The 26,235-nt window shown below is 69.6% G+C and carries 25 protein-coding genes and 1 pseudogene; 14 read left to right on the plus strand and 12 right to left on the minus strand.

Annotation, left to right across the window (positions count from 1 at the left end; genetic code table 11):
• Nucleotides 1-37 precede the first annotated feature (37 nt).
• The 3 genes from ACSC1Q_RS09815 to ACSC1Q_RS09825 form a co-directional block, all read right to left on the minus strand.
• Nucleotides 38-1,018 carry an SMP-30/gluconolactonase/LRE family protein gene (locus ACSC1Q_RS09815; protein WP_436758335.1) on the minus strand — a complete coding sequence of 327 codons (981 nt, stop codon included), beginning with the start codon at nucleotides 1,016-1,018 and terminating at the stop codon, nucleotides 38-40.
• Nucleotides 1,019-1,232: 214 nt separating this feature from the next.
• Nucleotides 1,233-2,132: a helix-turn-helix domain-containing protein gene (locus ACSC1Q_RS09820; protein ID WP_436758336.1), complete on the minus strand. Its 900-nt coding sequence runs from the start codon at nucleotides 2,130-2,132 to the stop codon at nucleotides 1,233-1,235.
• A gap of 101 nt (nucleotides 2,133-2,233) precedes the next feature.
• Nucleotides 2,234-4,357: a cellulose binding domain-containing protein gene (locus ACSC1Q_RS09825; RefSeq protein ID WP_436758337.1), complete on the minus strand. Its 2,124-nt coding sequence runs from the start codon at nucleotides 4,355-4,357 to the stop codon at nucleotides 2,234-2,236.
• Between the two features lie 137 nt (nucleotides 4,358-4,494).
• Here ACSC1Q_RS09825 and ACSC1Q_RS09830 point away from each other — a divergent pair.
• Nucleotides 4,495-5,184 (plus strand): annotated as a pseudogene (locus tag ACSC1Q_RS09830) (amidohydrolase family protein); the annotation flags it as partial.
• 30 nt (nucleotides 5,185-5,214) lie between these two features.
• On the opposite strand, the gene ACSC1Q_RS09835 reads toward ACSC1Q_RS09830, so the two are convergent.
• From ACSC1Q_RS09835 to ACSC1Q_RS09845, 3 genes are all read right to left on the minus strand, one after another.
• Nucleotides 5,215-5,700 carry a DnaJ family domain-containing protein gene (locus ACSC1Q_RS09835; protein WP_436758338.1) on the minus strand — a complete coding sequence of 162 codons (486 nt, stop codon included), beginning with the start codon at nucleotides 5,698-5,700 and terminating at the stop codon, nucleotides 5,215-5,217.
• Between the two features lie 142 nt (nucleotides 5,701-5,842).
• Nucleotides 5,843-6,424 carry a YdeI/OmpD-associated family protein gene (locus ACSC1Q_RS09840; protein WP_436758339.1) on the minus strand — a complete coding sequence of 194 codons (582 nt, stop codon included), beginning with the start codon at nucleotides 6,422-6,424 and terminating at the stop codon, nucleotides 5,843-5,845.
• Between the two features lie 290 nt (nucleotides 6,425-6,714).
• A complete protein-coding gene (locus ACSC1Q_RS09845) occupies nucleotides 6,715-6,945 on the minus strand; it encodes a hypothetical protein (protein WP_436758340.1) in 231 nt (76 codons plus the stop codon).
• Between ACSC1Q_RS09845 and ACSC1Q_RS09850 the strand changes: the two genes are divergently transcribed.
• On the plus strand, nucleotides 6,946-7,851 hold the full coding sequence (locus ACSC1Q_RS09850; protein ID WP_436758341.1) for a TIGR01777 family oxidoreductase: 906 nt from the start codon (nucleotides 6,946-6,948) through the stop codon (nucleotides 7,849-7,851).
• A gap of 28 nt (nucleotides 7,852-7,879) precedes the next feature.
• On the opposite strand, the gene ACSC1Q_RS09855 is transcribed toward ACSC1Q_RS09850, so the two are convergent.
• Entirely contained in the window at nucleotides 7,880-8,413 is a 534-nt protein-coding gene (locus ACSC1Q_RS09855) for a pyridoxamine 5'-phosphate oxidase family protein (RefSeq protein WP_436758342.1), read from the minus strand.
• Nucleotides 8,414-8,828: 415 nt separating this feature from the next.
• On the opposite strand from ACSC1Q_RS09855, the gene ACSC1Q_RS09860 reads away from it, so the two are divergent.
• Nucleotides 8,829-10,718 carry an NAD(P)-binding domain-containing protein gene (locus tag ACSC1Q_RS09860; RefSeq protein WP_436758343.1) on the plus strand — a complete coding sequence of 630 codons (1,890 nt, stop codon included), beginning with the start codon at nucleotides 8,829-8,831 and terminating at the stop codon, nucleotides 10,716-10,718.
• A 178-nt stretch (nucleotides 10,719-10,896) separates the two neighbouring features.
• Nucleotides 10,897-11,487 (plus strand): YdeI/OmpD-associated family protein, encoded by a 591-nt coding sequence (locus ACSC1Q_RS09865; RefSeq protein ID WP_436758344.1) that lies wholly within the window; start codon nucleotides 10,897-10,899, stop codon nucleotides 11,485-11,487.
• 95 nt (nucleotides 11,488-11,582) lie between these two features.
• On the opposite strand, the gene ACSC1Q_RS09870 is transcribed toward ACSC1Q_RS09865, so the two are convergent.
• Nucleotides 11,583-12,233 carry a YdcF family protein gene (locus ACSC1Q_RS09870; protein ID WP_436758345.1) on the minus strand — a complete coding sequence of 217 codons (651 nt, stop codon included), beginning with the start codon at nucleotides 12,231-12,233 and terminating at the stop codon, nucleotides 11,583-11,585.
• Between the two features lie 7 nt (nucleotides 12,234-12,240).
• The gene (locus ACSC1Q_RS09875) at nucleotides 12,241-13,011 is read right to left on the minus strand and encodes a GntR family transcriptional regulator (protein ID WP_436758346.1); all 771 of its coding nucleotides are present in this window, start codon (nucleotides 13,009-13,011) and stop codon (nucleotides 12,241-12,243) included.
• Nucleotides 13,012-13,896: 885 nt separating this feature from the next.
• On the opposite strand from ACSC1Q_RS09875, the gene ACSC1Q_RS09880 reads away from it, so the two are divergent.
• The 5 genes from ACSC1Q_RS09880 (at nucleotide 13,897) to ACSC1Q_RS09900 (ending at nucleotide 17,310) form a co-directional block, all read left to right on the plus strand.
• Nucleotides 13,897-14,109, plus strand: coding sequence for a hypothetical protein (locus tag ACSC1Q_RS09880; RefSeq protein WP_436758347.1), 213 nt, complete (start codon nucleotides 13,897-13,899; stop codon nucleotides 14,107-14,109).
• A gap of 115 nt (nucleotides 14,110-14,224) precedes the next feature.
• Nucleotides 14,225-14,506 (plus strand): hypothetical protein, encoded by a 282-nt coding sequence (locus tag ACSC1Q_RS09885; RefSeq protein ID WP_436758348.1) that lies wholly within the window; start codon nucleotides 14,225-14,227, stop codon nucleotides 14,504-14,506.
• Nucleotides 14,507-14,609: 103 nt separating this feature from the next.
• On the plus strand, nucleotides 14,610-14,801 hold the full coding sequence (locus ACSC1Q_RS09890) for a hypothetical protein (RefSeq protein ID WP_436758349.1): 192 nt from the start codon (nucleotides 14,610-14,612) through the stop codon (nucleotides 14,799-14,801).
• Between the two features lie 242 nt (nucleotides 14,802-15,043).
• Nucleotides 15,044-16,084 carry a cupin domain-containing protein gene (locus tag ACSC1Q_RS09895; RefSeq protein WP_436758350.1) on the plus strand — a complete coding sequence of 347 codons (1,041 nt, stop codon included), beginning with the start codon at nucleotides 15,044-15,046 and terminating at the stop codon, nucleotides 16,082-16,084.
• 86 nt (nucleotides 16,085-16,170) lie between these two features.
• Entirely contained in the window at nucleotides 16,171-17,310 is a 1,140-nt protein-coding gene (locus ACSC1Q_RS09900; RefSeq protein WP_436758351.1) for an acyltransferase family protein, read from the plus strand.
• Nucleotides 17,311-17,330: 20 nt separating this feature from the next.
• Here ACSC1Q_RS09900 and ACSC1Q_RS09905 read toward each other — a convergent pair whose 3' ends face one another.
• On the minus strand, nucleotides 17,331-17,747 hold the full coding sequence (locus tag ACSC1Q_RS09905) for a VOC family protein (protein WP_436758352.1): 417 nt from the start codon (nucleotides 17,745-17,747) through the stop codon (nucleotides 17,331-17,333).
• A gap of 68 nt (nucleotides 17,748-17,815) precedes the next feature.
• Here ACSC1Q_RS09905 and ACSC1Q_RS09910 point away from each other — a divergent pair, with 68 nt between their 5' ends.
• The 3 genes from ACSC1Q_RS09910 to ACSC1Q_RS09920 all read left to right on the plus strand — a co-directional run bounded on the left by ACSC1Q_RS09910 (nucleotide 17,816) and on the right by ACSC1Q_RS09920 (nucleotide 20,455).
• A complete protein-coding gene (locus ACSC1Q_RS09910; protein ID WP_436758353.1) occupies nucleotides 17,816-18,421 on the plus strand; it encodes a TetR/AcrR family transcriptional regulator in 606 nt (201 codons plus the stop codon).
• A gap of 137 nt (nucleotides 18,422-18,558) precedes the next feature.
• Complete coding sequence (locus ACSC1Q_RS09915) at nucleotides 18,559-19,641, plus strand: sensor histidine kinase (RefSeq protein WP_436758354.1); 1,083 nt, start codon at nucleotides 18,559-18,561, stop codon at nucleotides 19,639-19,641.
• A gap of 148 nt (nucleotides 19,642-19,789) precedes the next feature.
• Nucleotides 19,790-20,455, plus strand: coding sequence for a response regulator (locus ACSC1Q_RS09920; protein WP_436758355.1), 666 nt, complete (start codon nucleotides 19,790-19,792; stop codon nucleotides 20,453-20,455).
• Here ACSC1Q_RS09920 and secY read toward each other — a convergent pair.
• On the minus strand, nucleotides 20,430-21,746 hold the full coding sequence (gene secY, locus ACSC1Q_RS09925) for a preprotein translocase subunit SecY (RefSeq protein ID WP_436758356.1): 1,317 nt from the start codon (nucleotides 21,744-21,746) through the stop codon (nucleotides 20,430-20,432). The two genes, ACSC1Q_RS09920 and secY, sit on opposite strands and share 26 nt — an antisense overlap.
• Before the next feature lie 293 nt (nucleotides 21,747-22,039).
• Between secY and ACSC1Q_RS09930 the strand changes: the two genes are divergently transcribed.
• Entirely contained in the window at nucleotides 22,040-22,861 is an 822-nt protein-coding gene (locus ACSC1Q_RS09930) for an alpha/beta fold hydrolase (RefSeq protein WP_436758357.1), read from the plus strand.
• Between the two features lie 225 nt (nucleotides 22,862-23,086).
• Here the strand turns inward: ACSC1Q_RS09930 and ACSC1Q_RS09935 are convergent, their stop codons facing one another.
• The gene (locus ACSC1Q_RS09935) at nucleotides 23,087-25,378 is read right to left on the minus strand and encodes a DEAD/DEAH box helicase (protein ID WP_436758358.1); all 2,292 of its coding nucleotides are present in this window, start codon (nucleotides 25,376-25,378) and stop codon (nucleotides 23,087-23,089) included.
• Nucleotides 25,379-25,669: 291 nt separating this feature from the next.
• Here ACSC1Q_RS09935 and ACSC1Q_RS09940 point away from each other — a divergent pair, with 291 nt between their 5' ends.
• Nucleotides 25,670-26,224: a GNAT family N-acetyltransferase gene (locus tag ACSC1Q_RS09940; RefSeq protein ID WP_436758359.1), complete on the plus strand. Its 555-nt coding sequence runs from the start codon at nucleotides 25,670-25,672 to the stop codon at nucleotides 26,222-26,224.
• Nucleotides 26,225-26,235: the final 11 nt, after the last annotated feature.

Raw genomic sequence — 26,235 nt, forward strand, 5'->3', positions numbered from 1 at the left:
GTTCGATCCCGTGGGAGCCCGCCCCGGCGCGGTTGGCCTACCGGTGGTCGCGCAGGCGTGCGCGCAGCAGGTTGGGGTCGGTGGCCGTGGTGTAGGCGGCGCTGAGCACATACACGTCATCGCCGCGCAGCGCGACGGAGGTGGGGTTCTGGAGTCCGTCGGCGGCGTCCAGGACGGTGGTGCCGGTGCCGTCGGACCGGACGCGCACGACCTTGTTGGGGCCGTTGAGGGCGGCGAGGATCTCGTCGCCACGGCCGGTGAAGGCGAAGTCGTCGATACCGACCATGCCCGATGCCCTGACCCGCGGTGCTCCCGCGCGGTTTCCCGAGCGGATCGGGATGCGCAGGAGGGTGCCCCGGTCGAGGTTGGTCACCCACAGCGCGCCGCCGTGCACCTTCGCGCCGTTGGCCCCGAGGAAGCCGGCCGGGGCGAGTTCGGGAGCGGTGGACCACGCGACGGGAGTGCCGCCGGTGACGGGGACGGTCCACACGGCGCCGAGCACCGAGTCGGTGATGTAGAGCCGTTTGCCGTGTCCGTCCAGCGCCAGCCCGTTGGGCAGCCCGTTCGCGGGCAGCGCGGCGATGCGCTGAGGGGTCTTTCCCGGGCGCAGTCGCCACAGCCCCGTCAGGTCGGCCGTGCCGGTCGCGTACAGCGTGTACACGGTGCCGTCCGGGGTGTGGACGATGCCGGTGGTCAGGGGGAAACCGAGGACCGGCGTGTCGACCCCGCCGTCGGCGGGTGCGGGCAGCGTCGCCAGGACGCGCGTCTCGCCCCGGGGGGTGACCTGGGCCACCTGGCGACCGGCCGCGAAGGTGACGTTCGCCGTGCCGTCGGGCAGCAGGGCGATGTTCTCCGGCATCTGGCCCGCGGACAGGTCGAAGTGGGTGGCGATCCGCACGTCTGTCAGCGGTCCCCTGGCGGCCGTCGCGTCGGCTGACGCGGCCGGCGCGGTCGGCGTCAGGGCGGCCGCGGCCAGCAGGGCGGCCGACATAGTGATCTTGATGCTTCGCTTGGGCATGGTTCCTTCACTGTTTTCCGGCATGCGGCGGCCGTGGTTCGGCGCCGTGGGCGAGGGGTGTCCTGCGGATCGAGAGGTGTCTCGGAGATCGAGGGCGTCTCGGGAGGGGGGGCGGGCCAGGCGGCTCGGGGCAGGCGGATCGGGGGACGTGGCCTGGGGGAGGCGGTGTGGGTCGGGTGGTGCGGGTCAGGCGGTGTGGGTCGGGTGGTGTGGGTCAGGTGGTTTGGGTTTTGGCGCCGGGGTGTGGCCGGGGTGCTTCTCGCGGTGCGGTGACGTGGGAGAGCAGGGTCAGGGCCGTCGCGGAGGGGGAGCCGGGATCGGCCGTGGCCACCACCAGCGCGGGACCGTCTCCCTGCGGGCTCTGCAGCGTCTGCTGGGTGACCGTCAGCGTCCCGACCAGGGGGTGGCGCATCTCGTAGTCGGCGACATCGCAGGCCAGGACCCGGTGATCGGCCCACATCGCGGCGAACTCCGGGCTGCGCATGGTCAGCTCGCCGATCAGCCCGGCCAGCAGTGGATCGTCCGGGTGCCGCCCGGCCGTCAGGCGCAGGTTGCCCACCACGGCCCTGGCCTTGGCGGGCCAGTCGGTGTACAGGTCACGGGTGTGCGCGTCCAGGAACACCAGCCTGGCCATGTTCGGCCGCCGTCCGGGGACGCCGGGGCCGTCCGGGTCGAGATGACCGGCGAACAGCCCGTGCCCCTGACGGTTCCAGGCCAGGACATCGCTGCGGCGGCCGATCACGATGGCGGGTGTGCTCCCGAGGGCCGCCAGCAGAGCGCCGGTCGCCGGGGTCACGTGTTCGGTACGCGGCCTGCTCGCGGCCCTGTCGCGTCTCGGTGCGCGGGCCAGGGCGTGCAGATGGGCACGCTCTGGCTCGTCCAGGCGCAGGGCGCTCGCTATGGCGTCGAGCACCTCGCGCGAGGCGTTGCGCGACTGGCCCTGCTCCAGGCGGGTGTAGTAGGGCGCGCTGATGCCCGCGAGCATCGCGAGCTCCTCCCGCCGCAGCCCGGGCACCCGGCGCCGCTCGCCGTAGGTCCGCAGCCCGACGTCCTCGGGCCGCAGCAGGCTCCGGCGTGCCTGGAGGAAGTCGGCGAGGTGCCCGTGCTCGTTCATGAGGCCAAGTATGCGTAACGCCGGAGATCCACGCCTCACCCCGCCGGGGTAGGGATCGGCGGGGTGAGGCTCACCCCGCCGATCCCTGCCCCGGCCCGCCGTCACCTGGTCGTGCAGACGGTCCCGTTGAGGGTGAAGACGGCGGGCAGCGTGTTCGGGCCGCTGTAGTTGCCGACGAAGCCGATCGTGGCCGTCGTGCCCGTGGGCAGCGAGCCGTTGCCGGGCTCGTTGACGACCTTGACGTCCTGCCCGTTCTGCGTCCAGACCGCGCCCCAGCCGCTGCCCAGGCTCTGCCAGGTGTTGGGCCAGCCGAAGTTCAGGGTCCAGCCGTTGACCGGCGCGCCGTTGTTGGTGATGTCGATGGCGCCGACGTAGCCGCTGGCCCAGTCGGACTGCTTGGTCAGGCGTACCGAGCACGAGCTGGAGGCGGGCGTGCCGGTCGTGAACGTCAGCGGCGCGGAGGGCGACGACACGCCGCCGCCGCTGTCCCGGGCGATCACGTTGACCGTGTAACGCGTACCCGGCTTCAGGTTGCCCACGGTGAGAGAGGTGCCGGTGGTCTCGCCGATCTGCTCGCTCACGGCTCCGTTCTGGCGGTGGACCTCGTACTTCGCGATCGGACGCACGCCGGTGGGGGCGGCGGGCCAGGAGACGGTGGCGGCCCTGTCCGTCACGGCGGAGGCCACCGGCTGTCCGGGCGTGCCGGGCAGGCCGGTCTGGGCGGAGGCGGGACGCAGGACGATCGTGGTCAGCGAGAGCGGTGGCAGCGTCTGGCCGGTCGCGCTGCCCGCCGTCGACGTGGTGATGCTCGTGGCGCCGTTGGTGTGGGTCAGCACGGTGGGGGCCCCGGACGCCGGGCTGAAGCCCGAGTAGCCGATCGTGACGGGGTAGGACGTGCCGGACGAGGTGTTGATCAGCAGGACGGCCAGGTCGCCGTTGGGGCGGCGCACGGCGTGCGCGGTGACCTTCGCCTCGCCGGTCGCGGCCCGGACGAACCGGTCACCGGGGCGGGCGAACCTGCTCACCATCTGGAGCGCGTAGTACGGCGCGAAGGGCGTGTTCGCCGACGGCTCGCAGACGCTGCCGTCGGACGTGCACACCCCGCTCGACAGCAGGCCGAAGTCGCCGTAGTCGGTGTGTCCCTCGACCTGCGTGACGTTGCCGATGCCGTTGTGGACGTTCCACCAGTCGACCGTGAACACCCCGTTGGCCAGCAGCGTCGAGTAGGCGTCGGCGGCGGCGAGCGCGCCGGGCTGGGTCGTCGTGCCGCCGCTGTTCGACCCGGTGTTGAACTCGGTCATCGCGATGCCGATCCGCTCGGAACCGGCCCCCACGTGTCTCGCGATCTGCTGCCGGGTGAGGTGGATCATGTCGGGAACGTGCGCGGCTTTGTCGAAGGCGCCGGGGTACCAGTGCAGGATCACGAAGTCGATCTTCGAACCGGCGGTCGACAGGACGACGTCGTTCCAGGTCCCGGCGTCGCCGTCGGCGACTATCCCGTCGGGCCAGTTGGCCGGGGTGGTCAGCACCGCGCCGATCTTGATGGTCGGATCGACGGCCTTCATCGCGTCGGAGTAGGCCACGACGTGGCGCGCGTACTCGGCCGGGCTCTTGTCGGGGTGGTCGTCCGCCTCCCAGACGGCGCCGTAGTGGCCGTTGCCGTAGTTCTCGTTGCCGATCTCCCAGTACTTGACGCCGTAGCCCTTGGTGACGTTGGCGTGCCGCACCCAGGCCGCGGCCTCCGCGGCCGTGCCGGTGCCGTAGTTGGCGGTCACCATCGGCTGCGCGCCGGTGCGCCGCACGCCGCGCATGAAGGTGTCGAAGTCGGTGTCGGGAGCGACGTAACCGCCGGGAGCGGTGTGGTCGGCCCAGTGGTAGATGTCGGAGTACGAGCCGCCGGGATAGCGCAGCACCTTCGTACCCGCGTCCTTGAGCAGGTCGGCGGTCTCGTCGGTGCCCAGGCGGGAGTCCCAGATCGCATGGTTGGTGCCGACGCCGGTCTCGGGAACGGAGGCGAGCGCGGCGCGGGCGTTGACGGTCACCGCGACGGTGGCCGCCTCGCCGGCGTGCGCCGTGGGGATGTTCAGGGCGGTCGCCTTCCCCGTGGGGACGTTCAGGGCGGTCGCCGCGACCGGGGCGGCCTCGTCGGCGTGCGCTGTGGGGATGTTCAGGACGGTCAGCGTCAGCAGGACGGCGGACGCGGCCCGTAACAGTGTTCTTGGCATCGGTGCACCTCGCAACGGATAGTGGCGTTCACTCGACACCCCCTCCCTGACCCGGAGGCAACATGATCGTCAGCGGTCGCCTCATATCCGTCAACTCGCGGTGAAACTTTCACGCGGAAGCGGATCCGCGGTTCGCGGACTCCTACCACCGCATCGCGGCCACCGGCGGCTCCATCTCGATCTCCACGGAGAGCGAGCAGAGCGCGGGCCAGGGCTACCCGCCCACCTGGGCCATCCGGGCCCACGGCATCCCGGTCTCGCTCTCGATGGACACCAGCGTCTGGTGGAGCGGCGACCTCTTCTCCGCCATGCGCACGACGCTCGGCGCCGACCGTTCCCGCGAGCACCTGGAGGCTCACGCCAAGGGCGACACCGTCACGCACAGCGGCCTGCGCGCCGACCAGGTCGTCGACTGGGCCACCCGTGGCGGTGCCCGCGCCCTCGGCCGCGACGGCGAGCCCGGCGCCCTGGAGGCAGGCCGCAAGGCCGACATCGTCCTGATCAAGAACGAGCACTCACCGGTCTCGTTCCCGCTGCTCAACCCCTACGGCCACGTCGCGTTCCAGGCGCAGCGCGGGGACGTGCACACCGTCCTGGTCAACGGCCGCGTCGTCAAGCACGAGCACCGCCTGCTCGGCGTCGACCTGGCCGCCGCCCGCCGGAACGTCGAGCGGACCGTCGACCACCTGCGGACCACGATGGGAGAGGCGGAGTGGCTGAAAGGGATGAACCCCGACATCCCCCAGACCACCCTCCTCGACAACCCGTACACCTACACCGACTACCACAGCGACGCGACCCACACCCGCCGGGAGTCCGCCGAGTAGGGCCGGGGCGACTGTCCGGAGGATGGAAGATCAGCCGCGCCTTTTCCGCCGGAAGAACGGAAGGAGGGAGCGCCTCTCGCGAGGCGGTCCGGGAACGGGGGCGGGCCTCTCCTCGGCCGGATGAAGGGCCCGCCAGTCGGCGACGGTCTTCTCCACGTCGATGAGGGGCTGGAAGAGCGGCGGGCCGGACAGGGGTCTCGCGTAGCTCTCGCGGATCCTGTCGTTCATGCCGTCGACGATCGCCCGGGCCTCGGCCTCCGTCCGCGCGCCCATCGCCTCCGCCACGGCCTCTTCGGCCTCCTTGCGCAGCGCGAGCGTCCCCGGTAGCGGGAAGGCCAGATTCTCCTCAAGCATCTTCTGCTTGATCCACCACATCTCGTCGTGCGGCTTCCCCTCGCCGGGGAGGGGCTTGCCCGTGCCCGGCAGGTTGTCGAACTCCCCGCGCTCGGCGGCCTCCCGAATCTGCCGGTCGATCCAGGTCTCGAAGCTGACCCCCGGTGGCTTGCGTTCCGTCATGATCTCACCCCTCATGCCGCGGCCGGCGCCACCTTCGAGGATAACGAGGGACATGCGGTGAGGGATGGACGGGTTCAGGCGGGTTCGGGCGAATTCGGGATGGTTCAGATGGGTTCGGGCGGTGACCAGGGTTTACGCAGGCTTATTTATCCTTTTTTTCGCTCTTGGCCAGCATTTCCAGGACTTTGTCGAGCCGAGCCTTCCTGTTCTCCGGCGTGAGCGCCTGGAGCAGCGGCAGGATCACCAGGTAACGGCCGGTCTTGTCGAGCGCCTCGAACGCCTTCCCTGCCTGCGGGTTCGCGTCGAGCGCCGCCGCGAGGTCGGGGGGCACCGTCGCCGTCTTCTGCGACTCGTAGGCCACCGCCCAGCGCCCGTCCTCCTGCGCCTTGCGCACCTCGGCCAGCCCGGGTTCGCGCATCCGCCCGGCGGCCGTCAGCATCGCGACCTTGTCGACGTTCACCTGCGACCACAGGCTCTTGCGCCGGCGCGGCACGTACTTCTGCAGGTAGTACCGCTCGTCGAGGGGAAGCCGCTGCCCGGAGATCCAGCCGTAGCACAGCCCGACGTCGACCAGCTCGTCGGAGGTGATCGACGGAATGCCGGTCTTCTTCTTGGCCAGCTTGATCCACAGGCCCTCCTGGCGCGTGTGGTGCTCGGCGAGCCAGCCCTCGAACGCCTCGGCGTCCGCGAAGGCGATGATCTCCACTCCGTCGCGCTCATCCATGTGGATCAGGCTATCCCCGCGGGCGGCCCGGTGCCCCGCGAGATCCGCGGCCGGGGCCCCTGGCTCGGACGTGCTTCTCAGACGTGTTTCTTGGACTGGCGGTAGGCGTGCATCTTGGAGCGCGTACCTCCTCGAATCCGTGGCGGGCCAGCCAGCCGACGAACCCGTCGGCCGTGGCGAACTCGTCCGGACCGAACTCCACGTTGACGCTGTTGACGAAGTCCTGCACCAGCGCGAGCCGGCCCGGGGCGGCTGCCTTGTTCCCGGGTTGTCCCTTCACCTCGCCCACTTTAACGGCAACGTTTTTTCACCCGCAGCCCGGCATTCGCTTCGGCGGGAAGGAAATATCGCACGAGCGGGAAAGGAACACCGTACGAGAACGTCGCCGTGAACCGATCAATGGAGATCCATTTTTCGGCCGGGCTGACTCGGCGGTTTACGACTTCCCCTTCCCGCTTTCCCCGGCCGGAACGCGCCATTGCCTTGACGTGGAACAACGCGCGCGAAGTACTGTGGATCACATGCTGATCGTCGTCGCGGGATCGACCGGCCTCATCGGCAGAACAGTGGTCTCCGAGCTCCGCGAGGCGGGTCACGAGGTGCGCAGGCTCGTCCGGCGCGACCCCGTGGCGGAGGACGAGCACGAGTGGGATCCATCGTCGGGCACGATCGCGCGAGAGGCGTTCGACGACGGCGTCGACGCCGTGGTCAACCTGTGCGGCGCGTCGTTCCAGGGCCGCTGGAACGCGGCGCGTAAGCGGTACATCCGCGCCAGCCGCATCGAGCCGGCCAGGACGCTGGCCGAAGCCGTCGCCAAGCACGGCGTCCCCACCCTGCTCAACGCGTCCAGCCTGAGCTTCTACGGCAACACCGGCGACGTCGTCACCGACGAGACGGCGGGCGAGGGCCCCGGTTTCCTCGCCGAGATGGTCGTCGACTGGGAGGCCGCGACCGCCGTGGCGCGCGACGCGGGCAGCCGGGTCGTGCTGCTGCGCACCGGCCTCGTACTGTCGCCCGACGGCGGCCTGCTCAGCCTGCTCAGGCCACCGATCCAGTTCGGGCTGGGCGGGCGGCTCGGCGACGGCAGGCAGTACGTGGCGTGGATCAGCCTGCCGGACGAGATCGCCGCCATCCGTTTCCTCCTGGACAACCCGGACGTCTCGGGACCGGTCAACCTGTGCGCGCCGGAACCCGTGACCAACGACGAGTTCACCAGGGCGCTCGGCCGGGCACTCCGCCGGCCCGTGCTCCTGCCCGTGCCGAAGGCGGTGGTCCGGGCCGTGCTCGGCGAGGCGGCCGACGAGCTGGCGCTCATCAGCCTGCGCGTGGTCCCGCGGGTGCTGTGCGACGCGGGATTCACGTTCCGGCACGCCGACTTCGGCACCGCGCTCGCCGACGTCCTGCGCCCCTCGCTGTCAGGCCGGTGACGAGGACGCCGTCGCGGAGCGACCGCCGTCAGGACGAGGCCGTGGTCCCGGCGAACCGGTAGCGGGTCTGCGCGGGCGGCTCCTTCCCGAACGCGAACACCTTGACGGGCTCGATGCGGAACACGACCGCGGGATGGCCCGCGACCTGGGCGACGTCGTCGACGAGCTCCAGGCTCCAGCTGTTGTGGGCGCCGTACTTCGCGTCGAACGCCTCGACGATCCCCGGCAGGGCCTCGGGAGCGGTGATCTCGGTGGCCATGCCCTCGACGACGACGTCGAGCCCCTTGGTCCAGAGGTTGTTCCCCGTCGTCACCGCGACCTTTCCGCTGTGCTCCAGGTTGCGCATCTTCTGCTCGATCGAGGCGGTGGTGAAGTACACGGCGTCCTCGTGCCACACCGCGACCACCGGTGTCACGTGGGGGCGGCCGTCGGCGCGGACGGTCGTCAGCCAGAACAGCTCGGCCGTCTCCAGCATGTCCAGGGTGTCCCGCCACGAGGTGGGCTCCACCCCCGGCTCGCTGTAACGCACTTCCAGTTCGGCCTCGGGGTAAGTGGTGGGCATCGTTTCTTCCTTTCTGCCGTACGGGGGGGCGGGCGGGGATGATCTCGATCTCGACCTCGCGACACCATGACCGCGGTGACGGGAAATGATGTTCCGGGCACGAGGCTACGACCGCCGTGACGGGCAGACAATGACGTTCCAATAAGGGGTGGCTTTCGTACCGATTAAGACCCGTGGCGATCCGGATTCACTACCCAGGATGAGCAGGGAGTTTCCGAGTTCAATAAGAAATTCTTACTCCGCGCAATAAGCAATCCTTATGGCGCGCTCGTTGTCCCTAAAGGTGTTACCGGCATAACTTAATGGCAGGTAAACGTAGTCGGATGGAACGAAGGGGAAACGGGAGGCCCAGAGCGTGCCTCTTTCCCTCCGGGTCTACCGGCGTCGCGAAACCGATCATGAGGAGGTAACAATTATGGAGGACGTCTGCATTATCGGCGCGGGCTCGTCGGGGATTGCCGCCTGTCAGGTTTTGCACGAGAGGGGCATCGCCTTCGACTGTTATGAAGCCGGCTCCCAGGTTGGCGGCAACTGGCGCTATCTCAACGACAACGGCCTTTCCTCGGGCTACCGGTCGCTGCACATCAACACCTCGCGGAACCTGACGGAATACCGTAGTTATCCCATGCCCGACGACTATCCGGCCTATCCCACCCACTTCCAGATGGCACGTTATTTTGACGACTTCGTCGACCACTTCGGCTTTCGTGACGCGATCGTCTTCCGTACCGAGGTCACCCGCGTGGAGCCGGCCGACGGCGAGGGCTGGACCGTGACCGTGCGCCACCGCGACACCGGTGCCGAGACCAGCCGTCACTACCGCGCGGTGGTGGTGGCCAACGGCCACCACTCGATCCCCCGCTACCCCGAGCCGCCCTTTCCCGGTGTGGACACCTTCACCGGCAGCCAGATCCACTCGCACTACTACAAGGTCCCCGACGAGTACGCCGGCAAGCGGGTGCTCGTGCTCGGCCTCGGCAACTCGGCGTCGGACATCGCGGTGGAGACCTCCGCCGTCTCCGACCGTACGTTCATGGCCATGCGCCGCGGGGGATACGTCTTTCCCAAGTTCATGTTCGGCAAGCCCAGCGACGATCTCATCAGCCCTTTTCTGACCAGGGTGCTGCCGAGGGAGGCGCAGCGGTGGGTCATGTCGGGCCTGCTGCGCCTGACGGTGGGCAAGGTCACCGACTACGGGCTGCCGGCGCCGGGCCACAAGCTGTTCAACTCCCACCCGACGGTCTCCGAGACCCTGCTGGCCCGCCTCGGCCACGGCGACATCACCGTCAAGCCGAACATCACCCGCTTCGACGGCGACACGGTGCACTTCACCGACGGCAGCAGCGAGGCAGTCGACGCGGTCATCTACGGCACCGGCTACAAGATCAGCTTCCCTTTTCTGGACAAGAGGGTGATCGCCCCGACCGACAACGACGTCTCCCTGTTCCACCGGGTGGTCGACCCCAACCACGCCGGCCTGTACTTCGTCGGGCTCTTCCAGCCCCTGGGCGCGACCACGGTGCTGTCCGAGGCCCAGTCCCACTGGGTGGCCGACCTGCTGGAGGGCAGGGCCGCGCTGCCCCCGCCGGAGCAGATGCAGCGGGAGATCGCCGGTTACAAGGCGAGGCTCGCCAAGCGCTACGTGACCTCCAAGCGCCACACCATGCAGGTGGACCACTATCCCTACCTGGCCGAGCTGGACCGCGCGCGGCGCGACGGGGCCCGGCTCGCGCTGGCGGCGTCCAAGGCCGAGGCCAAGGCCGCCGCGAACGAGCGCCCCGACGGCTACAAGCCGGAGGAGGTGTCGATCTGGATCGACGCCGACCCCCAGGCGGTGTGGGACCTCGTCAGCGACGTGACGCGGATGGGGCGGTGGAGTCCCGAATGCCGCCGATGCGTCTGGATCGGCGGCAGGCGCGGGGTCGGGGCGCGCTTCGTCGGGGTGAACCGCCGAGGCTGGGTCGTGTGGGTCACCACCAACGAGGTCGAGGAGGCGGAACTGGGCAAGTCCTTCGCGTTCCGCACCAGGACCAACGGCGTGCGCTGGAGCTACCGGCTGGAGCCGGAGGGCGGGGGCACCCTTCTCACCGAGCGGTGGGACGTCTCCGGGCAGAGCCCCGGGCAGCGCAAGCGCACCGCCTCCTTCGCCAACCTGGCGCTCGGCGGCTACAAGGAGCACACCGAGGAGCTGCGCGACGGCATGCACATGACCCTGGAGCGCATCAAGGCCGCCGCCGAGCAGCAGGCCCTGCCCGCCGAGGTCCTGGAGGAGAAGGTGCCGCAGCACGCGTCCAGGGAGGTATGAAGGGAGCCATGACGATCACCGGTGACGTACCGGACGGCCATCGGTGATGTACGGACGAACAAGCGAAACGCGACACGTGACCTCGGATGAGCGGCCCCGGCCGAGGCGGGGGAGCCGGTGAGACGTCGGCGTCCCCCGCCTCGGCCGGGGCAGGAGGTCTCCACGCTGGAGGTATCCGATGACGGACGAGAACCTGCACTTCACCTCGGTCGACGAGTTCGACACCTGGCTGGAGGCGAACCACCTGACCGCCGGCGAGGTCTGGGTCGCCCTGCCGAAGAAGGGGACCGAGGTGCCCTCGGTCACCAGGTCCCAGGCCCTGGACGTCGCCCTCTGCTACGGCTGGATCGACGGCAAGGCCTTCTCGGGAAACTCGCCGGAGGGCTGGTGGGCCCAGCGCTTCTCACCGCGCCGGGCCCGCAGCCCCTGGTCGCAGATCAATTGCGCCAAGGTCGAGAAGCTCATCGCCACCGGCCGGATGCGCCCGGCCGGGCTCGAACAGATCGAGCTGGCCAAGGCCGACGGCCGCTGGGACGCGGCCTACGCCCCGCCGAGCACCGCGGAGGTCCCCCCCGACCTGCGAGCGGCCCTCGACGCCTCCCCCACCGCGGCGACCGCCTTCGCCGCCCTCAGCAAGAGCAGCGGCTACCAGATCCTGCTCACCATCCAGAAGGCGAAGAAGCCCGAGACCAGGGAACGCAGAATCGCCGCCTACGTCGAACGCCTTGAGGCCGGAGAACCACCCCACGGCTCTCGCAGAAAGTCGTGACACCTTTCACCCACCACAAGGATGGCGAAGTGGTCGCCATCCTTGTGAGTCCCGAAGTAACACTGAAAACACAAGGCGGATAACAGCCTTACTGGCTATACCAGCCTGCTCGTGTAGCCCGCTAGGACAAGGCGATCGTATGCGTCCCGTACTTCGTCAGGCGTTTCTTGCGGTACGGCAAACCCCAGTTCGGCATACCTGGTGATGCGCTGAGTGTCGCCGACGATCATATTGGCGACTCGATTCGCATCCCCGATCGCGTCGATATAGTCCGTCAGTGGCAAGGATGCGGACGCGCACGTGACCTCCACCTCGGGCCACAGCCTCCTGCAGGTCGCGTACGCCCGTCTCTGCTGGTAGGGGCGTGAGACAAGGATGATGGACGAGACGCTTATGCCGTGATCCGCAAGCAACGTACGGGTGAACTCGATGTTCTGTCCCGTGTTGGTCGCTCTCGCCTCGACAAGGATCCTGTCCGCGGGAACACCCAGCTTGACGGCCTCTTCCCGATAGTGAACCGCTTCGCCGCGAGGGAAGCGCTCGATCGTCGTCGGTGCGTTGGCGCCGGTGAAGACGATGAGTGGGAAAAATTCCTTCTTGAAAAGTTCGGCCGCGAAGACCGCTACTCCTAAATCATGGCTCCCGAGCCCGATCCCGATATCGGAACGTCGTGGTTCGTGGTGCATGTTGTGGTAGTCCCACAAGATTTCGAGATCTTCCAGAATGTTTTCAGATAGAGCTTCCATGTCCGGCCTATTCTGGGATCTTGAAGTTGTAAGACCACTCGAAGCGCGTGGCCGCATGGACACCACGAGCGAATTCCACAACCTGTCCGTCCAGCGTGGTGGTCATGCGTCTGAGCACCACCACGGGTTCGCCAACGGGAAGCTGTAGTTCTCGCGCCTCATCAGGTGTTGGCATGCGAGCGTGAAGGGACTCGGTGATGGCGTCCGGCTCGAAGCCCTGGATGGTCAGTACCGCGAAGCCTCCGCCATGGCCTGCGGGTCCTGGAGCGGGATTGACCAGAGGAGTGCCTTCCACGTGGTCAGGGCGATAGAAGCTGGTAAGTGCGTGTGTGGGTACGCCTTCTTCTCTCACCAAGCGCGCTCGCTCGTAAACGGGTGCTCCGACAGGCAGTCCGAGTGCGGCGGCGACCTCGGGATCCGCCTCCACCAGACGAACACGATTGCTCTGATCACCGGGTGCCCAGGCGCGTCCTGAGGCTTCCCTGTCCGCCGCGAAAGCTACGAGGCCGAACTTCCACTTGCTCTTGGCGTACCGCTCCGCACCCAGTCGTTTCATCGCGGGCTGGCGGCGAATCACCGTCCCCCTACGCCGTACCACCGTGACGAGACCCTCGGCTTCGAGAAGGCGGACCGCTTGGCGGATCGTCTTGACGTTGACGGTGAACTCATCCGCGAGTTCCTGGTGCTTGGGCAAGGTGCCGGTCGCGTCCCGTGGGTACGTGCCGTCCTCGATGCGAGAGCGCAGCACGCTGGCCAACTCGCGGTATCCGATGCTCATACGACTCCTCACCTCGGTCGCCGAACAAGGCTGGCGCCCCCTCTGCAGGACCTGATCTTAACGAATAGTGCCACCTCTATTGACAGAAGACTAGCCCCACCCTTCGATAGAGCTAGCACTATTCGTTGACCAGCTATAACGCACCCTTTTAGCTATTTCGCCCTAGATGGGACGAGCCCGGCAGGCGCTCGCAACGCCGTACCGGGCTCTTGATCAGGAAGTGAGTCCCGATCCGTGAACAACCCTAGTGCTCCGGTTATCGACCGGACCATGGTGAGCGGCTGCGGCTGCTTCGCCGACAGCCCGCCGATGCCGATGGGCTGTGCCGACTGCGGGCACGCGCCCTACGCCCACGGCTGCCCAGGTCACATCGCCGATCACGAGTACGAGCAGCCGTCGGGCGAGCTGATCGCCGCGCGCCTGGAGGCTCGGCGTCGTACCGGGCCGGATCGCATGCCCGGTTTCGAGCCGCCCGCCGTCGTGGCTCCCGCCGAGGTGATCCCGCTGGTGCCCGCCCAGCGGCGTGCCGAGCCGACTTCCGTTCCCGACGCGCCGACGCCGCTGCCCCGGCGGGGGGCTCGGCCCTTCCGGCCCCGGGGATCGCGGCCCGCCGCCTTCGCGCCACCTCGGCGCGACGACCGCCGACGTCCCGCTTCCGGCAGTGCGCGCTTGGTCGCCTGTGGTCCTGACGAGGCCAAGGCCGCTCCGTCGACGCCTCGACCGCCCGAGCCGTACGGCGCGGACCAGATTCCTCTTCCCCACCTCATAAGGCGGACCCGCCCGACGCTGCACACGTCCGGACGGGTCCTAGAGCGGACTGCGGAGGTCCGATCCATGGAAGATGCTAGATCTACAACGCCCAAACCGGTCATTCCCGGTTGGCGGGTGATTCTCAGCGACAGGGGGCGGCTGTGGGCCTCCCGCGTCGTGCCGTTCACCGACGCCGAGTCGGACGCGGGCGCGGATCGTACGGTCGACGCCGACACCCTCGACGATCTGCGGGCCGAGGTCGATCGGCACGAGGCCATCGCCCGGGAGGCGTCCGGGCGGGCGACACCGGCGGCGCGGGTGACGCGGGTGACGCGGGTGACGCCGTGAGCGGGCGCCGACCCCGCCCCTCCGGGCAGTATCGCGAAAGCCTGAACCCCGTACCCCGTCGCTCACCTCATCCGTACCGAAGCGTGCCGGGCCGTCCGTACGGGAGCGTGCCGGGATGATCGCCATGAGAGCGGCCCAGGTCGCCGTCATCGTGGGCGCGCCCGAGGAACGCCAGCGCGCCGCGCTTGAACAGACCTTCCCCGAGTGGCACATCGTCCACGACCCCCTCCTGCGCCGCTGGACCGCCCTGCGGCGTCGGCCGCTCACCGACCGGGAGGTGAAGGCGGGCGTCAAATGCATGATCATCCGAGCCTCACCCGAACGGCTGGTCACGGTGCTGGTCCGCCAGGTGCAGATCGCGCTCGGCCTGAGCGCAGGTCACCCGCCCGGCGGCTGAAACGGCGCGGCGGCCCGGGAGCGTTCTCCTCCCGGGCCGCCATGCTTGGGGAGGTCACGCCGCGCGTACGGCGATCCCGGGGTAGTCGAGCGACACACCGCAGATGCTGGCCGGATACCTCGGCATGCTCGATGCCGACTTCGAGGTCACCGAGCCGCCCGAACTCGTCGCGGTGATCCGCGTGCTGGCCGACCGCTACCGGCGGGCGGTTCCGGAGGAAGCACCTCGTGACGCATCGCCGCGCAGCGCGCCCGGCACCGAGTTGCCCGGTGAACCTGGGCGGTCACCGCACTAGCGAGACTCGATGTGGACGAGGCGGCGCCCGAGGCACTCCGAGAACCGGTCGACGAACGTGAGCTCAAGCGACTCCCAGATGTGTGAGCGATGTCGGCGACACGCCGTAGCAGGACCCGTCACAGCGGGCACCTGCTGCTTAACCTGCAGAAACAGGCGTACATCACCGGCGGATCCAGACTGTGAAGGCGGCGTACGTTCTTCGACCGCGATCGCGCGGGTCGCGGCGACGAAGGAGAAGTCATGACCGGCACCTCACCGCACGTCACATCCCTGGCGAACGCGTCACCCGCGTTCGAGAGCGAGCTCGGGTCGGTCACCCTGGTCGACGCCACCGCCCTGCCGATCCTCAGCGGGCTCTCGATCAAGCACGTGGCCCTCGAACCCGGCGCGATCCGCGAGCCGCAGTGGAACGTCAACGCCAACCAGATCGGCTACTGCCTTTCCGGCACGGTCCTGGTGTCGATCCTCGGGAACGCCGACGTCTTCTCCTCGTTCGTCGTCGCCGCGGGTCAGATGTACCACGTCGAGTCCGGCGCGGTTTACCACCTTGAGAACGTCGGTGACGACCGCGCCGAGTTCATTCTGGCGCTGCGCGACGAACGTCCCCGGCACTTCTCGCTGCGCGACAGTTTCAGCGCCATGACCGACGCGGTGCTCGGCAACACCTACGACCTGCCCGCCTCGGCGTTCGCCGCCTTCGACCGGGCTCCGGCCCAGCAGATCGTCCGCCGCACCGGCGCCGCCGACGTCCCGTCCACGGCTGGGCTGCCCAACGCCCACCTGTTCGACATCGAGGGCCAGCACCCGCCGCTGTCGTACGCCTACGGCGACGCCCGCCTCGCCCGCAAGCAGTACTGGGCCGCCCTGGAGGACATCTCCATGTACTCCCTGCGCGTCAAGGAGAGCGGGATGCGCGAACCGCACTGGCATCCCGTCACCGGCGAGATGGGGTACGTCGAGAAGGGGCACGCCCGCATGCGGGTGCTGGACCCCGACGGCACCCTCGACGAGTACCTGCTCGGCCCCGGTGACGTCTACTTCGTGCCAAGCGCCTTCCCGCACCACATCGAGGTCATCGGCGAGGACGAGATCCACTTCCTCATCTTCTTCGACCAGGCGATGCCCGCCGACATCGGTTACCGGGCCACCGCGTCGGCGTTCTCCCGCGAGGTCCTCGCCGCGAGCTTCGGCATGCCCGAGCGCGACCTCCCCCGGTTCCCCTTCACCCCGGTCGACCCGCTCTTCGTCGCCAGGGCCAATCCCTCCGACCCGGTTCGCTGAGGACGTCGCCCGGTGAGTCCGGTCCGGTGGGGCTCGCGGACAAGGTGATGTCCGGGAAACGATGACCATCGCCTAAAGTCGGGCGAATGGCCCCGATCCCCTCGCGGCTGGCCTGGTTGGACGCCCTGCGCGGACCCGCCGCGCTCGCCGTCGCGCTGCACCACTCCGGCTGGACCTTCGTCCCCGATCTCTGGGCCGAGGTGGACGGCAGGATCGACGTCGGCACCTGGGGCGTCTTCGTGTTCTTCCTGGTCAGCGGTTACATCATCCCCGCCTCCCTGGAGCGGCGCGGTGACCTGCGGGCCTTCTGGATCGGCCGCGCCTTCCGCCTCCTCCCCCTGCTGCTCGCCGCGCTCGGCCTGGCGCTCCTTCTCGCGTACGCCGGGGCGTTCGTCCTCCACCCGGGCCTGAGCGTGCGGCCCCTGCCCCTGGTCGTCCTCGGGAACGTGACGATGCTGCAGGAGTTGCTCGGCGTGCCCGCCGTCATCGACGTGATGTGGACGCTCTCGTACGAGATGGCGTTCTACCTGCTGGCGGTCGGGCTGTTCGCCACGGGGCGGGCGCACCGGTCGGCCGCGACCGCGGTCGTCCTGGCGCTGTCGGCCGTACTCCTGGGCCTCCTGCTGCCGGGGCCGGTCATCGGTGGCCGGGCCGACCTGGTCGCGGCGCTTCTCGGGGTCGCGGTGGTCGTGGTCGTCGTGGTGTCGGCGCGGGCGGGGGGCGGGACGCGTACGGCCGCCGCGGTGGCGGGCGGGCTTCTCGGGCTGGCGCTGGTGATCCTGGGCAGCCGGATCGGCGCGTGGCAGGGCCTGATCATCCTGGCCATGATGTTCGCCGGTACGGCCGTGTACCGCGCCGAGCAGGGGACCATCCGGTGGCGTACCGCCGTCGCCGCCGTGCTGACGGTCCTGGCCTGCGGGGTCCTCGCCAAGGACGACCCCGGCTGGGCTCCGGCGATCCTGCTGGCCGCGGGTTTCTTCGCGGCCGGGTTCGGGCTGCGGCGCAGGTCGTTCCCCCGGTGGCTCGCCCACCTCGGGGTGATCAGCTTCTCCCTCTATCTGCTGCACCCGCTCCTGCTGCGGATCAGCCCGAACCTCCCGCTGTTCTTCCTCGCCCTGGTGCCGCTCTGCTACCTGACCCACCGCCTGCTTGAGGCCCCCGCACAACAGCTCGGCAGACGGCTGGCCAGGTCTCCGGTGAGGGAGTCCGCGCCGGGCGGGTCCTAGGACTCGCCCGGCCGCCCGGGTCAGGGGGCCGCGTACTGCTCGGCGTAGGCGGCGGACGGCTCGGTCGGGGTGATCACGTCGATGAGCACGCCGTCGGGCGCGGCCACGATGAAGTGCCGCTGCCCGAACTCCTCGGTGCGCAGCGTCAGCTCCACCGGGAGCCTCGCCTCCCGTACGAGCCTGTCGTGCTCGGCGTCGACGTCGGCCACCTCGAAGTTGAGGATCAGCCCCCGCACCGCCGAACGATATTTCTCCGGCACCGTCGGATGGCCGCTGTCGACGAGCGCGAGCTCGTAGTGCGGCGGCTCGGGCCGTCGCAGGCTCACGTACCAGTCGGTCTCGAACGTCGTCTCGAAGCCGAGGAACCGCCGGTAGAAGTCGTGGGACTCGGCGATCCGATCGGTGCAGACGACCGGATAGAAGCTCGTGAGGGTCATGCCCTCTCCTTTCGGCCCTTTCGGCGAATTCACATACCGTCGGTATGTGAAGCTAACATACCATCGGTATGCCAACAAGGGAGGGCGCGGTGGACCGGGCACGGCAACGGCTGGAGACCAGACGGGCGCTGGTGACCGAGGCCAGGACGCTGTTCGCGCGGCACGGGTACGCCGCGGTGAGCCTCGCGCAGATCGTCGGGGCCGCGGCCGTCACGAAGGGCGCGCTCTACCACCACTTCGAGAGCAAGGCCGCCCTCTTCCACGTGGTCGTCGAACAGGTGCAGCAGGAGGTCGGTGAGCGGGTCGCCGCGGCGGCGGACGCGCACGACGACCCGTGGGAGCAGCTGGTCGCGGGCTGCCGGGCCTTCCTCGCGGTGAGCCGCGACCCCGACGTGCAGCGGATCATGCTCGTCGACGGCCCCGCCGTGCTCGGCTGGAACGAGTGGCGGGCCATGGACGAGGCGTCCTCGGCGCGGCACCTCACCGAGGCGCTTGTCACGCTGGTCGAGACGGGGATCGTCGCGCGCCAGCCGGTGGAGCCGCTCGCCCACCTCCTGTCCGGCGCGATGAACGAGGCGGCCCTGTGGCTGGCCCGCTCCACGGACCCCGGCGACCTTCCGGCCGTCACCGAGGCGCTGTCACGCATCCTGGAATCCCTGCGCGACCGTCGGTAGGCGACCGGGGCGTTCCCCCGGGTTCCTCGGGTTCGGGGTTTCCTGAGTTTTCTGGGCTTCCGAGGTTTCCGGGCCGGGGCGGGGTCGCCGCGTACTGGCTAGGATCGGTTCACACGAGTCTGTTCCGATGGAGGACGGTGACCGAGTCCAGGCATCCGGACGGCCGTCCGCGCGACTCCATCGCGGCGGCCGCGATGGCGCTTTCCCGCCTGGGACGCCTGGGCCGCCTGCGTGACCTGCCGGTCATCCTCATGCTGGCGTGGGTGGGCTGGCTCGCCATCCCGTGGCCGTCCAGCGGTCTCGTCCACGCGCGCAGCGCGACCACCCAGCCCCAGGACGGGCGCGCGGGCGCCACGGCCTCGGGCACCGCTCTCCCCTCCACTCTCCTCGCGCCACTTTCCGGCGGCGGGGTCTCGGGTACGGACGTCCCGGCGAGCTGGAGTCTGAACGCGGCACCGGCCCGTCCGGCGCTGCTCGTGAAGCCGGCGCGACCATCGGTGACGGTGTCGGCGACGGACACGGCGACGGACACGGCGACGGACACGGCGACGGACACGGCGACGGACGCGGAGACCGCGACACGGACCGAGCCGGTCGGTGAGTCCGGACCGGCGGGTGAGACGGCGCGGGAGCTGATCGCCCTGGAGCGGGCGCGCATCGCGGGGGAGGTGCACGACGTCGCGGGGCACGGCCTCGCGACCATCGCCATGCAGGCCGGGATCGCCCTGCTCGTGTTCGACGAGCGGCCCGACCAGGTCCGCGAGTCACTGGAGGCGATCCGCTCGACCAGCGTGCAGGCGCTCGACCGGCTCCGCTCCGCGCTCGACCTCATCGACCCCAGGGCTCCTGCCGATCACGACCTGCCCCGGCTGATCGACGGGGTGCGCGCGGCGGGGCTGCCCGTCGACGTCGAGCCGGTCGCGCCGGATGTTCCCGCGCACCTCGAAGGCGTGGTCTACGGCGTCGTACGCGAGTCGCTGACCAACGTCCTGCGCCACGCCGGTCCGACCAGGGCGCTGGTCCGCGTCACCGGCGACCCGCACGCGTTCGTCCTGGAGGTCGCCGACAGGGGGAGCGGTCCCTCGGGAACGGCCGCCGAGGGCCGAGGGCTGGCCGGGATGCGGGTACGGGTGACGGAGGCGGGCGGCACCTTCGGCGCGGGCCCCCGCGAGGGCGGCGGGTTCCGCGTCGTAGCCCGTTTCCCCCACGGGACCGTGTGATGTCTCCGATCGTGCCCCGTTTCGCCCGGAAGGGCCGCGTGGTGTCTCCGGTGGTGACCCGTTTCGCCCGGGAGGATCGCTTGGCGTCTCCGGTCGTGCTTCGGCTCCCCCTGGAGCCGTTCGTGCTCCGTTTTCCTTTGGGGACCGTGTGACGTCTCCGGCGGGGCCGATCCGGGTGGCGCTCGCCGATGACCAGGCCGTCGTGCGCATGGGGCTGAGGGCGCTCGTCGACCACGAGCCCGATCTGGAGTTCGCCGGGGAGGCCGCCGACGGCGTCGCGGCGCTGAAGCTGTTGCGCGAGACCCGTCCCGACGTCCTGCTGCTCGACATCCGCATGCCCGGCATGGACGGTATCGACACGCTGCGGGCCATCGCCGCCGATCCCGAGCTCCACGCCACCCGGGTGGTCGTCGTCACCACCTTCGAGGTCGACCGGTACGTCTTCGCCGCCCTCCAGGCCGGGGCCAGCGGGTTCGTCCTCAAGGACAGCGCTCCCGAGGAGCTCACCCGCGCGATCAGGGTCGTCGCCTCGGGCGAGGCCCTGCTCTCCCCGTCCGTCACCAGGAAGGTGATCGGGCTGTTCGGCCGTCACGACGTCACCCCGGTGGAGGGCCTCGAAACCCTCACCCCCAGGGAACGGGAGATGGTCGCCTGGGTGGCCACCGGCCGGTCGAACGACGAGATCGCCGCGGAGCTGGTCATCAGCCCCGACACGGTCCGTACGCACGTCAGCCGCGCCATGGTGAAGCTGCACGCCCGCGACCGGGCGCAGCTGGTCGTCTTCGCGCTCAGGTCCGGGGTGACGATCCCCTGAGGAAGCCCCTGTAGTCACGCTGGTCCAGTTGCGCCTCGATCTGCTTCACCGTGTCCAGTCCCACCCCGACCATGATGAGGACGCTCGTCCCGCCGAACGGGAAGTTCTGCTGGGTCGCCGGGTCGCGCAGCAGCATGAACGCGATGATCGGGATCAGCGACAGGGTGGCGAGGTAGGCCGCTCCCGGTGCCGTCAGCCGCGAGAGAACGAACCGCAGATACTCCGCGGTGGGCCGTCCCGGCCGGATGCCGGGGACGAACCCGTTGAACCGCCGCATGTTGTCGGCCACCTCCTCCGGGTTGAAGGTGATCGACACGTAGAAGTAGGTGAAGGACACGATCAGCAGCAGGTACGCCGTGATGTAGACCGGGTGGTCGCCCGAGACGAGATAGCGCGCGATCCAGGCGGACACCGGTCCGGTGCCGCCCGTCAGCTGCATCGCCAGCTGCGGCAGGAAGAGCAGGGACGAGGTGAAGATGACGGGGACGATCCCGGCCTGGTTGACCTTCAGGGGGAGGTAGGTCGAGGTTCCGCCGTACATCCTGCGCCCGACCATCCGCTTGGCGTACTGCACCGGGATCCGTCGCTGTGCCTGTTCGATGAACACGACCGCGGCCACCAGGAAGACGCCGGAGACCAGCATCGTCGCCAGGGCGAACGGGCTGAGCCGGAAGATGTTCGACATGTAGGAGGGGAACACGGCGATCACCTGGGTGAAGATCAGGATGGACATGCCGTTGCCGATCCCCCGGTCGGTGATCAGCTCCCCCAGCCACATCACCACGCACGTCCCGGCCACCAGGGTGACCACGACCACCACGATCGTCATGAGGCTCTGGTCGTACAGCACCTGCCGGTCGCAGTTGGGGAAGATCTGGCCCGCGCGGGCCATCGCCACGACGGTGGTGGCGTTGAGCACGGCCAGCGCCACCGTCAGGTATCTCGTGTACTGCGTGATCTTCGCCTGCCCCTGCCGTCCCTCCTTCCTGAGCGCCTCCAGGCGCGGGATCATCACGGTGAGCAGCTGGACCACGATCCCGGCGGTGATGTACGGCATGATCCCGAGGGCGAACACCGACAGTTTCAGCATCGCCCCGCCGCTGAACAGCTGCAGCATGTCGACGAGCCCGCCGCGGGTCCCCCCGTTCAGGCACTCCCGCACCGCGGCCACGTTCACGCCGGGCGCGGGCAGTATCTGCCCGAACCTGAACAGCGTGATCATCGCCAGCGTGAAGAGCAGTTTCCCGCGGAGGTCGGGCACGCGGAAGGCACGGATGAGCATGGTGGGCATGCGCCGAGTCTGGGCGCGCGGGCGTGACGAGACATCCGCTCATCCGAGGCTTCGGCGTACGCGAATCCGCGTACGTCCCGAGCGCTCGGGGCCTGCTCCGCGTACGTCCCGAGCGCTCGGGGCTGGGCGATGCGCGCGAAACTCTTGGACGCTGCCAAATCCCCTTATAAAGCCATGATTTCGTCAACGCGGTATGAAGTTCGCGCGATGCGGTCGTCTGCCCGGTGGTGGGTGTCGTCCGCTGACCTAACGTCGAGTATGTCCGGTTCGCACACCACCTTGAGGAACTGACCATGGCCTTCGTCACCACCGCCGACGGTACCGAGATCTTCTACAAGGACTGGGGCGGCGGGCAGCCGGTCGTCTTCAGCCACGGCTGGCCGCTCAACGCCGACGCCTGGGACGACCAGATGAAGCTGGTCGCGGACAACGGCTTCCGGGCCGTCGCGCACGACCGCCGGGGGCACGGCCGTTCAGGCCAGCCCTGGAACGGCAACGACATGGACACCTACGCAGACGACCTGGCCCGGCTGATCGAGACCCTCGACCTGCGCGAGGTGATCCTGGTCGGCCACTCCACCGGCGGCGGCGAGGTGACCCGCTACATCGGCCGGCACGGCACCTCCCGCGTCGCCAAGGCCGTCCTGCTGAGCGCGATCCCGCCGCTCATGCTGAAGACCGACGCCAACCCCGAGGGCCTGCCGATCGAGGCGTTCGACGGCATCCGCGCGGGGGTCGCGGGCGACCGCTCGCAGTTCTACAAGGACCTCAGCATGCCTTTCTACGGCTTCAACCGGCCCGGCGCGGAGGTGTCGGAGGGCGCGAGGGAGGCCTTCTGGCTCTGGAGCATGCAGGTGGGCCTCAAGGGGGCGTACGACTGCGTCAAGGCCTTCTCCGAGACCGACTTCACCGAGGACCTCCGGCGCTTCGACGTCCCGACCCTCATCGCGCACGGCGACGCCGACCAGATCGTGCCCATCGGGGCCGCCGGGCTGAAGTCGGCCGAGCTGGTCAAGGACGCCACCCTGAAGGTCTACCCGGGCAGGCCGCACGGCCTGGTCGGCGCCTACAAGGACGAGTTCGACGCCGACCTGCTGGCCTTCGCCAACTCCTGAGGCGGTTCGATCCGACGGCTCGGCTTCCGGGACGGCTCTTCCGGGACGGCTCGACACCCGGGACGGTTTGACCTCCTGGGGGATGCCGTCACCGCCCTGGACAGGGGCGATACCTGCCTCGTCACGATCGCGAATGTCGTGAGTGGAAATCGTTCGGAAGCGCACGATTCTCGTTCCGTGCCGCGAAGATCGATCGTTCCGGCGTCCAGAAGGCCGACGATCCCCTCAGGCGCGCGACGGCCGTGACGTCGCGAGGCGTCGCTGCTCCTCCTCGACGATCTGGCGGGCCAGGGTCTGCTCGGAGATGTCGACCGCGTCGGGGGTTGACTCGGCCAGGTCGCTGCGGCGGGCGTAGGTGTCGAAGAGCCCGACCTTGCCGCGGAGGATGTCGAGCATGCGCTGGTCGACGCTGTCGGCCGTCAGGATGCGGTGCACCTGGACCTTGCGGACCTGTCCCATGCGGTGGGCGCGGGCCACGGCCTGGCTCTCCATGGTCGGCTTGACCTGGGGCTCACAGATGATCACCACGGAGGCGGCCTGCAGGTTGACGCCGATCCCACCGGCCTGGATCTGGCTGAGCAGCACGGCGTGGCCGGGGGCCGCGGTGAACTCGTCGATGACCTGCTGGCGGCGGGCGGTGTCGAGGTCGCCCGAGATCGGCCCGTGGACCCGGCCGCCGGGGTCACCGGGTTCACCGGGGGCACCGGGTCCGCCGGGGGACCTCGGGTCGCCGGTGCCCCCGAGAGCCCTGTGGACGGCGGTCACGACGTCGCGGAAGTAGGAGAAGACCACGACCTTGAGATCGTTGCCCGCAGCCTCGTCGACGAGTTCCAGCAGCCGCTGGAGCTTGGCCGACGTCTCCGGCACGGCGTAGGCGGCGCGGCGCATCGCCATGAAGTTCCCGCCCGCCACGGCCTTCCGGTAGGCGGCGAGGTCCGCCGGGCTGAACTCCTCCCACTCGTCCACGTGGACGAGGTCGGGCAGCTCGGTGAGCACGTCCTCCTGGTTGCGGCGCAGGTAGACCGGCGCCACGGCCCTGCGGAAGGACTGCGCCCTCGCGGCCCCTGCCCCCGCTCCCGCCCCGGCCACCGTCGCCAGCGCCGCGGTGTCGCCGTTCCGGATGCCCGGGAGCAGATCGGGCCTGAGGTAGCCGATCAGGTTGCGGAACTCCTCGACGCGGTTCTCCATCGGGGTCCCGGTCATGAAGAGCACCCGGTCGGTACGGCCGCACCACCGGGCGACGGCCTGGGAACGCCGGGCGGCCGGGTTCTTGACGTAGTGCGCCTCGTCGACCACGAGCATCCCGAGCGTGACGTCGCCGGAGATCTCCAGCCGGTGCAGGGTGTCGATGGTGGTCACGGCGACGCCGCCGGTGCGGACCCATTCCGCCAGGGCCGCGGTCCGGTCGCCGCCGCGCAGGGAGTAGGCCCGCAGCGTGCTGCGGGTCTCGACCTCGCGCACCCAGTTGATCTGGACGCTGGCCGGGCAGGCCACCAGGAAGTGTCTCTCGCCGCGCGCCCACAGGTGCGCGAGGGCGGCGATGGCCTCGACGGTCTTGCCCAGACCCATCTCGTCACCCAGGATCACCCGGCGCTGGGCGAGGGCGAAACGGGCGCCGAACGACTGGTAGCCGCGCAGGGAGACCCGGCGGTGGGTGTCGTCGAGGTCCTGCGCCTTGACCCGCGAGGAGATGTCGTCGGGCAGGAAGCCCTCCGAGGCGACGCGGTCGGGTTCGGTGGCCGCGATCTCGGCGAGCAGGTTGTAGTACTCGGACGCGCGGAGCTCGAAGTCGACCCACGCCTCGATGCCGGAGACCGGCGGGCGCAGCAGGTCCACGGAGGCCTGGCCGAAGAGCAGCGCCGTGTCGGACGCGTTCGCCTCCGCGATCACGTCCTCGATCCGCGCGACGGCCTCCTGCGCGCGGCGACGACCTCCCTGGCCCGCGAGCAGCATCCGCAACCACCCGCGCGCCGGTTGCGCGACGGGCAGGAGCGAGGCCAGCCTCTCCTCGATCCTCCGCGCGGCGCCGCTCGCGCGCGGCAGTTCGGGGCCGGCGTTCACCAGCCGGTTCAGCGCGATCAGCAGGGCCGTGTTCTCGTCGTCCTGCTGGTCGACGTCGATCCGCAGCGCCACCGTCTCCTCCACCGCCGCGGCGATCTGCCCGGCGGCGGCGTGCGCCTGTCTCGCGTTCCACACCCCGACCCCGGGCAGCAGCTGGAGCTCGTACGGCGTGGTGTCCAGGATGTCGAGGATCGTCTGGTAACCGGCCTGTTCGAGGGCCTTGATCCGCAGCCGCCCCACGGTGACGTCCTTCAGGCGCGTCAGGGGAATCGACCCCAGCTCCTCGCGTGCCAGGCGCGTGCGTATGGAGGACAGCGCCCGCCGGACCTCGGCACGTGCCCGCGTGTCGTCGGCGAGCAGCGTGCGCGCGTGGGACCGGAGGCGGCCCGCCCTCTGGAAAAGGGCCCTGACCTGCCTGGGGGTGGATGCCGGGTCTTCTCGCTCGACGTCGCCCAAGCTCTCGCCCCTCCCGTCATGGCCCGATCTCGTGATGGCCCGATCGCGGTAGTTCACCGTCGCCAACCACCCTGCCGGTTGTCAACGACCGGCGGGACCGGACACGGCGTCACAGCCTTGTGCCCGGGAACGGGCCGTTCATGGGTTCCGGGCGGGATCCGATGAACGGCCCGGCCGGGCCGGAGCCCCGATCCCACCGCCCGCCGGGCACACGCCGGGACCGATTGTCGGTGCCTCCTGGCAGAATCTCCGTGCTTCCGAACACGAGCGGCCGAAGGTGAAGTGAGAGAGATGTCAGAGCTGCCAGAGACGTCGGAGAGGTCAGGACAGGGAGAGGCGCCGCCGGTACGGCTCGACCCGTGGGCGGAGACCGATCTCGACCTGCTGCGTCGCATCAACGCGCCGGAGATGACCGAACACCTGGGAGGCCCGGAGACCGAGGAGAAAATCCTCGACCGGCACAGCAGATACGTCGACATCGCCGGCAAGGGAACCGGTCACATGTTCAGCGTCGTCCTGCTCCCCGGGCTCCAGCGGGTGGGCATCATCGGATACTGGGAACGCGACTGGCAGGGCAAGACCGTGTACGAGACCGGCTGGGGCGTCCTGCCGGAGTTCCAGGGCAGGGGCATAGCGGTCGCGGCGGCCCTCGACGTCATCGCCAGGGCGAGGGCGGAGCGCAGCCACCGCTACCTTCACGCGTACCCTTCCGTCGGCCACCCCGCGTCGAACGCGATCTGCCGGAAGGCCGGGTTCCAGTTCGTCGCCGAGTGCGACTTCGAGTACCCGCAGGGAAACCCCATCCGGTGCAACGACTGGCGCGTGGACCTCACCGCGAATCCGTAATAGTGCGCGTC

The sequence above is a fragment of the Streptosporangium heterodermiicola genome (assembly GCF_051390675.1).
Taxonomy (GTDB): Bacteria; Actinomycetota; Actinomycetes; order Streptosporangiales; family Streptosporangiaceae; genus Streptosporangium.